Annotated in this window: 15 protein-coding genes; 10 read left to right on the forward strand and 5 right to left on the reverse strand. The window is 67.4% G+C overall.

Features of this window, described 5'->3' with window-relative positions; genetic code table 11:
- The first annotated feature begins 17 nt into the window (after positions 1 to 17).
- On the forward strand, positions 18 to 662 hold the full coding sequence (locus tag AB0M14_RS24835; RefSeq protein WP_364998679.1) for a dihydrofolate reductase family protein: 645 nt from the start codon (positions 18 to 20) through the stop codon (positions 660 to 662).
- Between the two features lie 66 nt (positions 663 to 728).
- On the opposite strand, the gene AB0M14_RS24840 is transcribed toward AB0M14_RS24835, so the two are convergent.
- Positions 729 to 1949 (reverse strand): acyl-CoA dehydrogenase family protein, encoded by a 1221-nt coding sequence (locus AB0M14_RS24840; protein ID WP_364998681.1) that lies wholly within the window; start codon positions 1947 to 1949, stop codon positions 729 to 731.
- 32 nt (positions 1950 to 1981) lie between these two features.
- A complete protein-coding gene (locus AB0M14_RS24845; RefSeq protein ID WP_364998683.1) occupies positions 1982 to 3373 on the reverse strand; it encodes an acyl-CoA dehydrogenase family protein in 1392 nt (463 codons plus the stop codon).
- Between the two features lie 383 nt (positions 3374 to 3756).
- Here AB0M14_RS24845 and AB0M14_RS24850 point away from each other — a divergent pair, with 383 nt between their 5' ends.
- From AB0M14_RS24850 to AB0M14_RS24860, 3 genes are read left to right on the forward strand one after another with little or no spacing between them, the layout of a single operon-like run.
- Positions 3757 to 5205, forward strand: a complete 1449-nt coding sequence (locus AB0M14_RS24850; protein ID WP_364998685.1) for a glycosyltransferase family 39 protein — start codon at positions 3757 to 3759, stop codon at positions 5203 to 5205.
- A 33-nt stretch (positions 5206 to 5238) separates the two neighbouring features.
- A complete protein-coding gene (locus AB0M14_RS24855; RefSeq protein WP_364998687.1) occupies positions 5239 to 6207 on the forward strand; it encodes an SMP-30/gluconolactonase/LRE family protein in 969 nt (322 codons plus the stop codon).
- Positions 6208 to 6221: 14 nt separating this feature from the next.
- Positions 6222 to 6731, forward strand: coding sequence for a GNAT family N-acetyltransferase (locus AB0M14_RS24860; RefSeq protein ID WP_364998689.1), 510 nt, complete (start codon positions 6222 to 6224; stop codon positions 6729 to 6731).
- Here AB0M14_RS24860 and hisN read toward each other — a convergent pair.
- The 3 genes from hisN to AB0M14_RS24875 all read right to left on the reverse strand — a co-directional run bounded on the left by hisN (position 6728) and on the right by AB0M14_RS24875 (position 8642).
- Positions 6728 to 7510, reverse strand: coding sequence for a histidinol-phosphatase (hisN, locus tag AB0M14_RS24865; RefSeq protein WP_364998690.1), 783 nt, complete (start codon positions 7508 to 7510; stop codon positions 6728 to 6730). The two genes, AB0M14_RS24860 and hisN, sit on opposite strands and share 4 nt — an antisense overlap.
- A gap of 65 nt (positions 7511 to 7575) precedes the next feature.
- Complete coding sequence (locus tag AB0M14_RS24870) at positions 7576 to 8019, reverse strand: hypothetical protein (protein WP_364998691.1); 444 nt, start codon at positions 8017 to 8019, stop codon at positions 7576 to 7578.
- A gap of 44 nt (positions 8020 to 8063) precedes the next feature.
- Positions 8064 to 8642, reverse strand: coding sequence for an NAD(P)H-dependent oxidoreductase (locus tag AB0M14_RS24875; protein ID WP_364998692.1), 579 nt, complete (start codon positions 8640 to 8642; stop codon positions 8064 to 8066).
- A gap of 136 nt (positions 8643 to 8778) precedes the next feature.
- Here AB0M14_RS24875 and AB0M14_RS24880 point away from each other — a divergent pair, with 136 nt between their 5' ends.
- The 6 genes from AB0M14_RS24880 to ftsX all read left to right on the forward strand — a co-directional run bounded on the left by AB0M14_RS24880 (position 8779) and on the right by ftsX (position 13647).
- Positions 8779 to 9636, forward strand: coding sequence for a helix-turn-helix domain-containing protein (locus AB0M14_RS24880; RefSeq protein ID WP_364998693.1), 858 nt, complete (start codon positions 8779 to 8781; stop codon positions 9634 to 9636).
- A 70-nt stretch (positions 9637 to 9706) separates the two neighbouring features.
- On the forward strand, positions 9707 to 10822 hold the full coding sequence (prfB, locus tag AB0M14_RS24885) for a peptide chain release factor 2 (protein WP_364998694.1): 1116 nt from the start codon (positions 9707 to 9709) through the stop codon (positions 10820 to 10822).
- A 138-nt stretch (positions 10823 to 10960) separates the two neighbouring features.
- Positions 10961 to 11812, forward strand: a complete 852-nt coding sequence (locus AB0M14_RS24890; protein ID WP_364998695.1) for a mechanosensitive ion channel family protein — start codon at positions 10961 to 10963, stop codon at positions 11810 to 11812.
- Positions 11793 to 12005, forward strand: a complete 213-nt coding sequence (locus tag AB0M14_RS24895) for a hypothetical protein (protein WP_364998696.1) — start codon at positions 11793 to 11795, stop codon at positions 12003 to 12005. Before AB0M14_RS24890 ends, AB0M14_RS24895 begins: the two co-directional genes overlap by 20 nt.
- Before the next feature lie 50 nt (positions 12006 to 12055).
- Positions 12056 to 12745 (forward strand): cell division ATP-binding protein FtsE, encoded by a 690-nt coding sequence (gene ftsE, locus AB0M14_RS24900; protein ID WP_364998698.1) that lies wholly within the window; start codon positions 12056 to 12058, stop codon positions 12743 to 12745.
- Positions 12745 to 13647, forward strand: a complete 903-nt coding sequence (gene ftsX / locus AB0M14_RS24905; protein ID WP_364998700.1) for a permease-like cell division protein FtsX — start codon at positions 12745 to 12747, stop codon at positions 13645 to 13647. The genes ftsE and ftsX overlap by 1 nt, the downstream gene beginning before the upstream one ends.
- Positions 13648 to 13721 lie beyond the last annotated feature (74 nt).

Genomic DNA, 13721 nt, shown 5'->3' on the forward strand with positions numbered 1-13721 from the left:
AACCGGAAGGGTTTCCGATGACACCTATGGTCCGCGTTCAGAACTTCACCGTTTCCAGCGATGGATACGGCTCCGGGACAGGGCAGAGCCACGAGCGACCGTTCGGCCACGCCAATCCGGCGGAACTCATGTCCTGGGCGATTTCCACCGCGCACTTCCCCAATCGAGCCGCCCCCGGCGGAACCTACGGCCTCGACGACTACATCGTTCGCGACTACAGCACCAACATCGGCGCCGAGATCATGGGGCGCAACAAATTCGGCCCGCAGCGCGGTCCCTGGGAAAACCACGACTGGCAAGGCTGGTGGGGAAACGAACCGCCGTTCCACACCCCGGTTTTCGTCCTCACCCACCACCCGCGACCGTCATTCACGCTGTCGGACACCACATTCCACTTCCTCGACGCGTCCCCGAAGGACGCCCTGGCACAGGCGCTCGCGGCCGCCGACGGCAAGGACGTCCGCATCGGCGGCGGCGTAGCCACGGTTCGCCAATTCCTCGACGCCGACCTGATCGACACGATGCACGTCGCCGTCGCGCCCATCGAACTCGGTCATGGTGAACAGCTGTGGGAGAGCCCCGAGGAACTCGTCGACCGATTCCATCTGGAGCGCGTCCCGAGCCCGAGCGGCGTAGTGCACCACTTCTTCTGGCGTCGATAGACCAGCCACAACAAAAACCGGTGCGAGTCGACCATCGACTCACACCGGCTTCTGTTGCCGTACAGACTACTTCAGCTCAGCGCTGGTCTTGCCGAGCACGCGGCGCGCCACGATCAGCTGCTGGATCTGCTGGGTGCCTTCGAAGATGTCGAGGATCTTCGAGTCGCGGCCCCACTTCTCCAGCAGGGTGTGCTGGGAGTAGCCGATGGTGCCGGCCAGCTCGACGGCCTTGAGGGTGACGTCGGTGCCGGTGCGGCCGGCCTTGGCCTTGGACATCGAAGCCTCGAGCGAGTTCGGCTTCTTGTTGTCGGCCATCCAGGCGGCGCGCAGGCTGAGTAGGTAAGACGACTCGTAGTCGGCTTCCATGCGCAGGAACTCCGCGGCCGCGGCACTCTGGTTGTTGGCCGGAGTGTCGTAGGACGGCTCGATGCCCGCGTCCTTGAGGATCTTGCGCAGCTCTTCGAGCGCGGCCCGGGTGACACCGACGGCCATCGCGGCCACCAGCGGGCGGGTGTTGTCGAAGGTCTGCATGACCCCGGCAAAACCCTTCTCCACGTTGACTTCCGGGCTGCCGAGGATGTTGTCGGCGGGGATCCGGCAGTCCTGCAGCAGCAGCACGGCGGTGTCGGAGGCCTTGATGCCGAGCTTGTGCTCGAGCCGCGCCACCGACAGGCCCGGAGCGTCCCGCGGCACGACGAACGACTTGATGGCCGCGCGGCCCAGGCTCTTGTCCACGGTCGCCCACACCACGATGTGGGTGGAGCGCTGACCGGCGGTGACGAAGATCTTCTCGCCGTTGAGCACCCACTCGTCACCGTCGCGCACCGCGGTGGTGGTGACGGCGGCGGAGTCGGAACCGAAGGACGGCTCGGTGATCGCCATCGCGGCCCACACCTTGCCGAAACGCTCCAGCTGCTCATCGGTGGCGACCGCGGCGATGGCGGCGTTGCCCAGGCCCTGGTAGGGGATCGACAGCATCAGGCCGACATCGCCCCAGGAGGTCTCCAGGGCGTTCAGCAGCGCGGACATATTGCCGCCGTTGCTGTTGCCGAGCAGTTCGGTGGCGTGCTCGTCCTCGTCGGAACGACCGCCGGCCGCGCCGCCGATCTTCTGGGTGCCCGAGTCGGCGAGGCCTTCCACCATGGCGGCCATGGTGTCCAGCTCGACCGGGTAGTCGTGCTCGCCGAGGTCGTACTTGCGCGAGATCGGACGGAAGATCTCCTGCGCGACCTGATGCGCCTGGTTGGCGCTGGCCCGCAGCTTCTTGGGGAGTTCGAGGTTGATCATGGGAAGTCTCCTGAAGTAAGGAACGAGCCGGTTTAGATGAGCACGACACCTTCGGCGACGCCGACGGCCCGCAGATCGCGGTACCAGCGCTCGACCGGGTGTTCCTTGGTGAAGCCGTGACCGCCGAGCAGCTGCACGCCGTCCAGGCCGATCTGCATGCCCTTGTCGGTGGCCAGCTTGCGGGCCAGGGCGGCCTCGCGACCGAACGACAGACCCTGCTCCGCGCGTGACGCACCCCGCAGGGTCACGAGACGGAGACCGTCGAGTTCGATGGCCATGTTGGCGACCATGAAGGCCACCGCCTGCCGGTGCGAGATCGGCTCGCCGAACGCCTCACGCTCGTTCACGTAGGGGATCACGTAGTCGAGCACGGCCTGACCGGTGCCCGCGGCGAGCGAGGCCCAGCCCAGACGCGCCAGGCGCACCGCGTCGGCGTAATCCTCGGCGCGCGACTTCGCGTCGCCGTCGCCCAGGATGGCGTCGGCGCCGACCGCGACATTGTTGAGCAGCAGGCGGCCGATACCCGCGGCACGCAGACCCATGCTCGGGTCCGCCTCCACGACCAGGCCCGGGGCGTCCGACTCGACGATGAAGATCGCCGGGCGGCCGTCGAGCTCGGCGGCGACGAGGAATAGTTCGGCGTCGGCGGCGGCCGGAACCAGGGACTTCACGCCGTTGAGGCGGTAGCCGCTGGGCGAACGGGTGGCCTTGGTCTGCAACGCGAACGGATCGAACAGCGCGCGCGGCTCGCTGATCACGACCGAGGCCTGCGGGACGCTCTCGCCGGTGAAGGCGGGCAGGTAGGTCTTCTGCTGGGCGTCGGTGCCCCACTGCGCCAGCGCGACCGCGACGCCGGAGGGCGCCAGGATCGGCAGGGCCAGGCCCATGTCGCCGTGCGCGAGTGCCTCGGCGACCATCGAGTTGGTGACCGCGCCGCGCTCGGAGGCCGCGCCTTCCAGCTCCTCGGGCACGTTGATCAGGGTGATGCCGAGCTCGGCGGCGCGTTCCAGCAGGTCACGCGGGGCCTTGGCGGCGGCATCGGCTTCGTAGGCGGCCGGGCGCAGGATCTCGGCGGCGAACTCCGTCACCGTCTCGACGATCATCTGCTGCTCGTCCGACGGGGTGATGTCGAAGAGGTCCTTCTTCTTGGACTCGTTCTCCGGCAGGCGCTTCGGCGCGCCGCCGCCGGCGACCTTGTTGAACACGCGGGTCGCGGCGCCCAGGGTGCGGAAACCGGTCTTCGTGCCCTCGTAGGTGACTCGCTCGATCGGCTTGCGCAGGTTGTACTTCTCGGCGAGCTCCGACCCGGTAATGGTCGTCATCACCCGCATCGCCGCCCCCATCCAGTCCCGCTTGGGGTGGCTGAGGCCGACCGCGGACGTGTCTTGACGTCGCGTCGTTGCGCTGTCTCGAGTACTCATCATCACCTGTTTTCTCGGGTGGGTGGGGTGAGGTCTTGTCCCAGCTATCTTACTGCGGAGTAAGTCTATCTTACTCCTCGGTAAGAACTGCGTCGAGGCGCAGCATACGCCGTTGTTTCCGGTCACGGCACCGGGGCGGGTATCGCTGTGGCCGGCAATAGCGCGCAACCCCTGGTCGGCGGGGTATCCGGCCGGATTCGCACCGGTTCCCGCGGAACAGCGCGCAGTCGGCAAACCGCACTGGACAGGTGGGGGCGGACAAGGTCCTGTGGCCGGTTTTCGCGCGGGCCGTCAGGCGATCCCGGCACCGCTATTCGGGAGCGAGTTTCGGCGGGGTGGGTGTGCGCGGAGGAGGTGCTGTGGATGTGGTGACGAGGAGTGGGTAGGTGTGGGACAGTGGCGGAATGTACTGGGTGGCAGGGGTTTTCGCCGCTGTGCTGGCGGCGTTCGCGAATCGCTATGGCTATCACCGGGATGAGTTGTACTTTTTGGCTGCGGGGCGGCGGTTGGAGTGGGGGTATGCGGATCAGCCGCCCGTGACGCCGTTGGTTGCGCGGGCGGTGTCCGCGATTGATGCGGATTCGCTTGTGTTGCTGCGAGTTCCGGCGATTCTGGCGGCGGCCCTGGTGGTGTTGTATGCGGGGTGGATGGCGCGGGAGCTCGGTGGGGGGCGGGCGGCGCAGGCGCTGGCGGCGGGGGCCGTGGCCAGTGCGGCCATGGTGCTGGGGGTGGGGCACATGTTGAGTACCGCGGTGTTCGATCTGGCGGCTTGGTCTTTGGTCGGCTTGCTGGTGCTGAAGGTGCTGAACGATGGGGATCGGCGGTGGTGGCTGGCGATCGGGGTGGTGGTCGGTGTCGGGTTGCAGAACAAGGTGTTGTTGATCTTTCCGGTGCTCGCGGTCGCGGTCGTGCTGGCCGTGATCGGCCCGCGGAAAGTGTTTGCTACGAGGTACTTTCCGCTCGGAGTCGTTGTCGCCGGGCTGATCTGGCTGCCGTATCTGGTGTGGCAGGCGGCAAATGGGTGGCCGCAATGGGAGTTGAGCCGCGCGATCGCGGACGGGTCGTCGGGGACGTCCGATGCACCGATCGAGTTCGTGGTTTTACAGTTCGGGTTGATGGGGCCGTTGCTGGTGCCGCTCTGGGTGTTCGGGCTGTGGCGGTTGTGGCGGGAGCCCCGGTATCGCGCGTTCGCGGTGAGCTATGCGCTGCTGTTCGTGGTCTTCCTGGTGACCGGCGGGAAGGCGTACTACCTGGGCGGGATGTATCCGATCCTGCTGGCCGCCGGAGCGGTGCCGGTCGCGGCGTGGCTCGCACGAAATCGAATCCGGTGGGCCGCCGCGGGTTTCGTCGTTGCCCTGAACGCGGCGTTCTCGGCGGTGCTGTTCCTGCCGGTGCTTCCGGTGTCGGCGTTGAACGATTCCCCGGTCCTCGCGGTCAACTACGACGCGGGCGAGACCATCGGCTGGCCCGAATTCGTTCGGCAGATCGGCGCGGTCCGCAGTGAGCTCGGCCCTGCTGTCGCGATCCTTACCGCGAATTACGGTGAGGCGGGGGCGATCGAGCGCTTCGGCGCGGCCTACAACCTGCCGACGCCACACTCTGGGCACAACGCCTACTGGTGGTGGGGGCCGCCGAGCGACACCGCCTCCGAAGTGATCACCATCGGCATCGACCCGGACCGCCTCACAGCTGTCTTCGCCGACTGCCGATCCGCCGGACACCTCGACAACGGCCTGGATCTCGACAACGACGAGCAAGGCGAACCGATCTTGGTCTGTCGCAATCCACGCGCCCCGGGGTCCGAACTGTGGCCCGAAGCGAAGCACCTCGGCTGACAACCACACCCCATTGCTACTACGTTGTCTCGCATGGTTGCAGGGCTGGGGAATCGACGAATTCGGGCTGTTGGGCTCGCGTGCGCAGTGGCGCTCGGGCTGATAGTCGGGTCACCTGGCGCGACGGCTGCGGCTCGCGGAACCTGTTCGGACGGTTGGGAAGTCAGCACTGTCGTCAGCGGGATCGGCAACCTGGAGAATCTGGACTCCGACGGCGCGGGCGGGTTCTATGTGACGGGCATTGTCGACGGGTACCTCGCGCATATCGATGCGCGCGGGCAGGTCGAGAAGCTCGTGACAGGGCTGGAAAATCCGGCGGGCGTGCGGGTCGCCGGGAGATCGGTCTATTTCCTGACCGGTGATGGATTCACCGCTGGGCCGGGCACTTTGCAGCGCTATGACCTCGACACGCGACGGTCCGAAGTGCTGCTCACCGGACTCAACGGCCCGAACGGCCTGCTCCTGCTGCCCGACGGCGATCTGCTGTTCACCACGATCGGAATCTCGCAGGGAGCGCCCACCGGCATCGCCCGCTACCGGCCCAGCACCGGTGAGTACACCAAGACCTGGGCCGACCTGCCCCTGTCCAACGGCATCGCGCTCGCACCGGACGGGAAGTCCATCTTCGCCGACAACCTCACCCTGCGGATCTTCCGCATCCCGCTGGACCGCCCTGCCGAGCACACCGTCATCGCGGGTGTCCCGCAGCTGACGGGCCTGCTCGACGACATGGAGGCCACCCGCACCGGCACCCTCTTCGTCGCCGATCACATACAGGGAGCGATCTTCCAGGTCGACACCGCCACGGGCGCAGCCTGTTCCATCATCACCGGCCTGATCAAACCGGGCGCCACTCGCAATCCCCCGGACGGCGCGACTTCGGTCCGTATCGCCCGGGACGGCGGCGCCTGGACCTTGTTCGCCACCAGCATGGACGGCACCCTCTACCGCCTCCGCCCGCCCGCCGGCTTCGACCTCGCACCGGCCACCCCGCAGCGCTGACGAGAGGAGCGACGATGGTTGAGTCAGCCCCGATGGCACCGGCACAGCCAGGGGACGCGGCGGATATCGCCGGTCTGCGGGATCGGCTGGCGCAGTGGATGGTCGACAACGGGATCGCGCAATGGCTGCCCGGGGAGTACTCGGCCGACCTCGTCGCGGCCGAGGTGGCGCGCGGCGAGTGGTTCCGGTGGCGGGAGGGTGCGCAGCTGATCGCGGCGGTGCGGTTGATCTGGCGGGATCCGGAGTTCTGGGGCGCTGACGACGCCGAGGCCGGATACATCCACGGCCTGATGGTCGCACCGGAGCAACGCGGCCGTGAACTCGGCGCCCGGATCCTCCAGTTCTGCGCCGAGCGCACCCGCGCCGAAGGCATCACCCGGCAGCGTCTGGACACCGCATCCGACAACCAGGTGCTCCGAAAGTATTACGCCGCACAGGGTTTCACCGAACTTCGGGAAGCGCCCCTGCCGCCGCAGTTCCAGGGCACCGCGACGGTGGTCCTCTTCGAGAAGAACCTCGCCTAGCGCAGGCGGTTGAGCACTTCCGCCTGGAGTAGCCCGTTGCTGGCGACCGCGTCGCCGCCGTGCGGCCCGGGCTTGCCGTCCAGCGAGGTGAAAACACCGCCGGCTTCCCGGATCAGAATGTCGAGAGCGGCCAGATCCCACAGCGACACTTCGGGTTCGGTGGCGACGTCGACCGCGCCCTCGGCGAGCAGGCAGTAGGACAGGAAGTCGCCGTAACCGCGCACCCGCCACACCGCGTCGGTCAGATCGAGGAATTGGTCGCGCAGGCCGCGATCCCGCCAGCCGGACAGACTGGAGAACGCCAGGCTGGCCGAGGCCAGATCGGCGACGGCGGACACCGAAATCGGCTTGGCCGCCTCGGTTCCGAAGACCGACCAGGCGCCCGCCCCGGTCGAGGCCCACCAGCGCCGGGCCAGTGCGGGCGCGCTCACCACACCGAGGATCGGCACGCCGTCTTCGAGCAGGGCGATCAGCGTGGCCCAGACCGGCACGCCGCGCACGAAGTTCTTGGTGCCGTCGATCGGATCGACGACCCACTGCCGCCCGGTGAACTCGACGTCCCCGCCGAATTCCTCCCCGAGCACCGAATCGTCGGGCCGCGCGTGCTCGAGCAGCCCCCGGATCGCCTTCTCCACCGCCAGGTCGGCATCCGAGACCGGCGTCAGATCCGGCTTCGAGTCCACCTTCAGATCCAGCGCACCGAAGCGGGCCTTGGTGATCGAGTCGGCCTCATCGGCCAACCGCAGGGCAAGTTCGAGGTCAGAGGAGTGCGCAGCCACGAACGAACCCTATCCGGCGTCCAGGTCCGCCCGGCGTCCGGCACGCGCGCACCGCGGCGGCGCGCTCACCAGGCGCGGGCGTACCGGACGGCGTCCGCGACCGCTGCCATGTCGATGTCCAGGTCCGGGTTGACCGCCTGCACCGCGGCCAACTCCGTCAGCGCGTCTTCGACAGTGGCGCGGCGGGCGGAGGCGGTCAGTTCCTGCCGCACATACGTCTCGATCGGCAGCTTCGCCGCGTACGCGCGACGGCACCACACGGCGACGACATCGGTGGGCAGGTCGTAGACCTGGATCAGTGCCAGCGCGCCGGTGTCGACGGTCGGGTCGACCCGCCAGCCCTGCTCGTCCAGGAATTCCACGACCGTGTCCATCGAGTTGCGCCGCCGCGCCAGGGCGACGAGTTCGTGGCGCAAGTAATCATTCAGTGGGAGCCCGGCTGTCTCCGCTCGGCGACGGAGCACCGCGAGGCTGGTTTCGGCGAGATCGTGCGGATAGATATCGGCCATGCCCGCCACGCTAGCCCGATCCGCGCCACGGCGCTCGCGCTCGATCAACCGACCGCCACGCTGCGAGCGGCCGTCAAAGCGGCCGACCACCAGTGCAATTGGTCGAGCATCGCCGCGGCCGCTGCGTTCGGTTCGGCCGGGTCGAGGAGACTGCCCGTCTCGTCGAAGAGCAAGTAGTACCGCGGGAACGAGACGTAGTTGCGGACAGTATGAGCATTGAGTTCGTTGAAGACCTGGCGCAGGCCCTCGATCGCGAGGATGCCGCCGGTCGCGCCGCTGTAGCCGACGAAACCGATGGTCTTGGAATCCCATTCGGTGACGAACCAGTCGATGGCGGCCTTCAGCCCGGCGGGGTAGCCGCGGTTGTAGTCGGGTGTGACGATCACGAACGCGTCCGCTGCGGCGAGCCGTTCGCCCAGGGCGGCGACCGAGGCCGGACGCGGACCGTCGGGATCCATCATCGGCGGCACCGGCGGAAGTTCGAGCGGGAGCTCGAAGTCGGCCAGGTCGACGATGTCGATCTCGAATCCGCCGTGCGCGCGGGCCTGTTCGGCGAACCAGCCGGCGACGGTGGGGCCGAAGCGGCCTGCACGGACGCTGCCGATGATCACTGCGAGCTTCATGGGTGCTCCTTCGATTGAGGGCCGGGGTTCGGCCGTGCCTCCAATCTGCGGTCCCGCCACCTCGCCTGGAAGACCGCCGTGAGAGTGGTAGTGGAAGGGCCACCCTCGCGCCGGGCAATCTTGTTAGGTTCGAAGAGTGAGCGACAACGAGCTGGGTCTGTTCCTACGCAGCCGGCGGGAGGCGGTCGCGCCGGCCCGGGTGGGTCTGCCGGCGGGCCCGCGTCGCCGCACACCCGGTTTGCGCCGGGCCGAGCTCGCCACCCTCGCCGGAGTCAGCGTCGAGTACATCATTCGCCTCGAGCAAGGTCGTGACCGTCGCCCGTCACCGTCGGTGCTCTCGGCCATCGCCGACGCGCTGCACCTCCCGCCGAGCGAGCGTATTCACCTGTACCGGTTGACCAAAGCGGCGGACGCGGGCTTCAGCTGCATGGGCGCCGCCGGCCCGGCCCGCACCGTCCGGCCGACGGTCCGCGCCATTCTCGACCAGCTGGAACCGGCGGTCGCGGTGGTGGTCAACCGGCTCAGCGATGTGCTGGCCTACACCGAGGGCTATCACCGGTTGATGGCGCCGACGGGCCTGCTCGACGATCCGTCCGCCGCGAACCTCGCCTGGTTCCTCTTCAGCGACGCCCGGGCTCGCGAGTTCTATCCGGATTGGGAACATCTGGCCGACGAGCAGGTCGCCGCCCTCAAACAGGGTCCTTTCCGGAGCGATCCGGCCACCGCCGCGTTCGCTGATCAGCTGGAGATCGTCGCCGGCGCGGACTTCACGCGCCGCGTCGCGACCGTGCCCAATTTGCCGGCCGCGACCGGCACCACTCGCGTCACCCATGCCGAGGCGGGCCCGCTGCGGCTGGCCTATGAAACCCTCGAGCTTCCGGCCGACGACGACCAGCAGCTGTTCATCTATCTCCCGGCCGACAAGGCCACCGCTGCCGCTCTGGACAAGCTCGCGGGTCGCCACCCCGGCGCGCTGCGCGCGGTCTCGGGCTGAGCCGGCGATTTACCAAGGCGGCAGCGGGTAGGCGGACGGTCGGCCGCGGCGACCGCTAGTCTTGAACATCGTGCATCCTGACGTTTCCGCTGATCTCGCCGAACTCGACGCCACGCTCAAGACGGTCGAGTCGGTCCTCGACATCGAGGAACTGCGCCGCCGCATCGATGAGCTCGAACACCAGGCCGCGGACCCGGAACTGTGGAACAACCAGGACCACGCCCAGCAGGTGACCAGCGAGCTGTCGCACGCCCAGAGCGAGCTGCGCCGCGTCGAGGAACTGCGGCAGCGCCTGGAGGATCTGCCGGTGCTCTACGAGCTGGCCGAGGGCGAGGAGGGTGACGCGCAGGTCCAGGCGCTCGCCGACGCCGACGCCGAGCGGTCCGCGCTGCATGTCGACGTGGAGGCGATGGAAGTCCGCACGCTGCTCTCGGGCGAATACGACAAGCGGGACGCGCTGGTCAACATCCGTTCCGGCGCCGGCGGCGTGGACGCCGCCGACTGGGCGCAGATGCTGATGCGCATGTATGTCCGGTGGGCCGAACGGCACAAGTACACCGTCGAGATCTACGACACTTCCTACGCCGAAGAAGCGGGCATCAAGAGCGCGACCTTCGCGGTCAAGGCGCCTTACGCCTACGGCACCCTCTCGGTGGAGATGGGCACGCATCGCCTGGTGCGCATCAGCCCGTTCGACAACCAGGGCCGCCGCCAGACCTCCTTCGCCGAGGTCGAGGTGCTGCCGGTGGTGGAGACCACCGACCACATCGAGATCCCGGAGAACGAGATCCGCGTCGATGTGTACCGTTCCTCGGGCCCGGGTGGTCAGAGCGTCAACACCACCGACTCCGCGGTGCGCCTGACCCACATCCCGACCGGCATCGTGGTCACCTGCCAGAACGAGAAGTCCCAGCTGCAGAACAAGATCTCGGCCATGCGCGTGCTGCAGGCCAAGTTGCTGGAACGCAAGCGGCAGGAGGAGCGCGCCGAGATGGACGCGCTCAAGACCAACGAGGGCGCGTCCTGGGGCAACCAGATGCGGTCCTACGTGCTGCACCCGTACCAGATGGTGAAGGACCTGCGCACCAACTACGAGGTGAACAACCCGTCAGCGGTACTGGACGGCGAAATCGACGCGTTTGTGGAGAGCGGAATTCGCTGGCGTATGCGGGAGCAGGCGAATTAGCCTGCGGCTGGCTGGATTTCGATCTGGCGCCGGATTCGCTACCGGGCGACAGCGCTCGTGTCGCGCGGCGCCGCGCTGTAGCCTGTCTGGCGTGCGTGTTACGGATGGTACGAATCTGGTGCCGGGAGGTGCGCGGTGATGGCTCTCGGTATCGCCTCGGACACCACGGTCTGGCTGCGTTCGCAGGGCCTCGAGATTGTGCTGCTGCTCCTGGGCGCGATCTTGTTCAGCCGATTCGCCACCTTCATCAGGGACCGGGTCACCAACAAGATCGACGCCGGATTCCGCAGCAGCGACGCGCTGGTGCGCACCGAGGCGGCCAAGCACCGGCACGCGCTGGCGCAGGTGCTGACCTGGGTGGTGCTGACGATCGTCTACGTGCTGGTCGGCATGGAGGTGCTGCGCCGGCTCGGCTTCCAGGTCACCGGCCTGGTCGCACCCGCCGCGGTGCTCGGCGCCGCACTGGGTTTCGGTGCGCAGCGCATCGTGCAGGACATCCTCGCCGGGTTCTTCCTGATCACCGAGCGGCAGTACGGCTTCGGTGATGTGGTGAGCATCTCGGTCACCGGCTCCGCGGAGCTGGCCGAGGGTACGGTCGAGGACGTCACGCTGCGGATCACCACGCTGCGCAACGCGGACGGCGAAGTGATCACCGTGCCGAACGGTCAAATCGTGAAGGTGACCAACCTGTCCAAGGATTGGGCGCGCGCAGCGATCGACGTGCCGGTGTCGGCCAGCGCCGACATCACGCGGATCAACGAGATCTTGCATCAGGTAGGCGCCGAGGCCTATCGCGATCGCAGGCTCGAACCGCTCCTGCTCGACGAACCCAGTGTGATGGGCGTCGAGGATCTCACCGTGGACCAGATGAACATCCGAATGGTTGCTCGCACGTTGCCGGGCAAGCAGTTCGAAGTCAGTCGCGAGTTGCGGGTGCGGGTTGCCGCCGCGCTGCGACGAGAGGGAATCAGTGAAACTTCAACTTCGTAAGCCGACCTCGCTCAAGCCCTTGCAGACCACCGAGATGAAGCCGCGGAAGTCCACCGCCATCCTGATGGCGGCCTGGGTTGGGACGTTCGCGCTGTGGTTGTTCGTCAAGCCTGATGAACCGAGTCAGCCGGGCGCCGGTTTCTTCGTGAACAGCGTGTCTACTACGCAGAACGCGGAACCCGCTGCGCGATAGCTGTTGCGCGGAGATGTATGCGCGGGCGTTGCTGGCTACACTGACTCCCCGTGATCACCATGCGGAACGTCACCAAGCTCTACAAGACGTCGACGCGGCCCGCGCTCCAGGACATTTCACTGCATGTGGACAAGGGCGAGTTCGTCTTCGTGATCGGTCCGTCCGGATCCGGCAAGTCGACCTTCATGCGGCTGCTGCTGAAAGAGGAGGCGCCGACCGCCGGGCAGATCCAGGTCGCCGATTTCCAGGTCGACCGGCTGCCCGGGCGTAAGGTCCCGAAACTGCGGCAGCGAATGGGCTGCGTGTTCCAGGATTTCCGGCTGTTGCAGCAGAAGACCGTCTACGAGAACGTGGCGTTCGCGCTGGAGGTGATCGGCAAGCGGCGCCAGTTCATCGACCGCACGGTCCCGGAGACGCTCGACATGGTCGGGCTCGGCGGCAAGGGGGACCGGCTGCCCAATGAACTCTCGGGCGGCGAGCAGCAGCGGGTGGCGATCGCCCGCGCGTTCGTGAACCGGCCGCTGGTGCTGCTCGCCGACGAACCGACCGGCAATCTCGATCCGGACACCAGCGCCGACATCATGATGCTGCTGGAGCGGATCAACCGGATCGGCACCACTGTGGTGATGGCCACGCACGACAACAACATCGTCGACGCGATGCGCAGGCGGGTCATCGAACTCGACCGCGGCCGCATGGTGCGCGACGATGCCTACGGCGTTTACGGAGTGGATCGGTAATGCGGCTGAGCTTCCTGTTCAACGAGGTTTTCACCGGTCTGCGCCGCAACGTCACCATGACGATCGCGATGGTGCTGACCACCGCGGTGTCGCTGGCCATGCTCGGCGGCGGCCTGCTGTCGGTCCGGATGGCCGACAAGACCGAGCAGTACTTCACCGGCCGCTTGGAGGTGCGCTTCTATCTCGACGAGGCCATCTCCGACACCGACCCGGACTGCGCGACCGAGCCGTGTAAGTCGTTGCTGGCGGACATGAAGAAGACCGACGGCGTGGTGAGCGTGCAGTTCCTCAACCGCGCGGCCGCGCTGGAGGAGGCGAAGAAGCTCTTCGCCGACCAGCCCGAGATGGTGCAGTACATCTCCGAGACGCCGCTGCCCGCCTCGATGCGGGTGAAGATGACCGACGGCAGTCAGTACGAGCACATCTACGAGAGTTTCCACGGCCGGCAGGGCGTGCGGACGGTCGCCAACGACCGGGAGTTCGTGGACCGGCTGTTGCGGCTGTTCGATGGCTTGCGCAACGCGGCGTTCGGTCTGGCCATCGTGATGGCGCTGGCGGCGCTGCTGTTGATCGCGAACATGATGCAGATCGCGGCGTTCACCCGGCGGACCGAGGTCAGCATCATGCGGCTGGTCGGTGCGACGCGGTGGTACACCCAGCTGCCGTTCCTGATGGAGGCCGTGGTCGCGGCGCTGACCGGGTCGCTGCTGGCGATCCTGGGTCTGCTCGTCGCCCGGCCGCTGGTCATCGATCGGGCGCTCGGGCCGTTGTTCGACAGCAATGTGTTTCCGCGCATCACCGGCGACGACATCGCCGTGGTGGCGTTGACGATCGCGCCGGTCGGTGTGCTGGTCGCGGCGGTGACGGCGTATGCCACCCTGCGCTACTACGTGCGTGAATGATCTGACCGATTGGTTTATCCCCATGTGGACAACTTCAGGATCGGCCCAGGTCGACCTTCGCAACGGCGGCGCGG

This window comes from Nocardia sp. NPDC051832 (genome assembly GCF_040681285.1).
In the GTDB taxonomy this organism is placed as follows: Bacteria; Actinomycetota; Actinomycetes; order Mycobacteriales; family Mycobacteriaceae; genus Nocardia.

Excerpts from the sequence above, each read along its gene's own strand:
- AB0M14_RS24835 (WP_364998679.1), top strand. The coding sequence starts at position 18 with ATGACACCTATGGTCCGCGTTCAGAACTTCACCGTTTCCAGCGATGGA.
- AB0M14_RS24840 (WP_364998681.1), bottom strand. The coding sequence starts at position 1,949 with ATGATCAACCTCGAACTCCCCAAGAAGCTGCGGGCCAGCGCCAACCAG.
- AB0M14_RS24845 (WP_364998683.1), bottom strand. The coding sequence starts at position 3,373 with ATGATGAGTACTCGAGACAGCGCAACGACGCGACGTCAAGACACGTCC.
- AB0M14_RS24855 (WP_364998687.1), top strand. The coding sequence starts at position 5,239 with ATGGTTGCAGGGCTGGGGAATCGACGAATTCGGGCTGTTGGGCTCGCG.
- AB0M14_RS24860 (WP_364998689.1), top strand. The coding sequence starts at position 6,222 with ATGGTTGAGTCAGCCCCGATGGCACCGGCACAGCCAGGGGACGCGGCG.
- AB0M14_RS24870 (WP_364998691.1), bottom strand. The coding sequence starts at position 8,019 with ATGGCCGATATCTATCCGCACGATCTCGCCGAAACCAGCCTCGCGGTG.
- AB0M14_RS24875 (WP_364998692.1), bottom strand. The coding sequence starts at position 8,642 with ATGAAGCTCGCAGTGATCATCGGCAGCGTCCGTGCAGGCCGCTTCGGC.
- AB0M14_RS24890 (WP_364998695.1), top strand. The coding sequence starts at position 10,961 with ATGGCTCTCGGTATCGCCTCGGACACCACGGTCTGGCTGCGTTCGCAG.
- ftsX (WP_364998700.1), top strand. The coding sequence starts at position 12,745 with ATGCGGCTGAGCTTCCTGTTCAACGAGGTTTTCACCGGTCTGCGCCGC.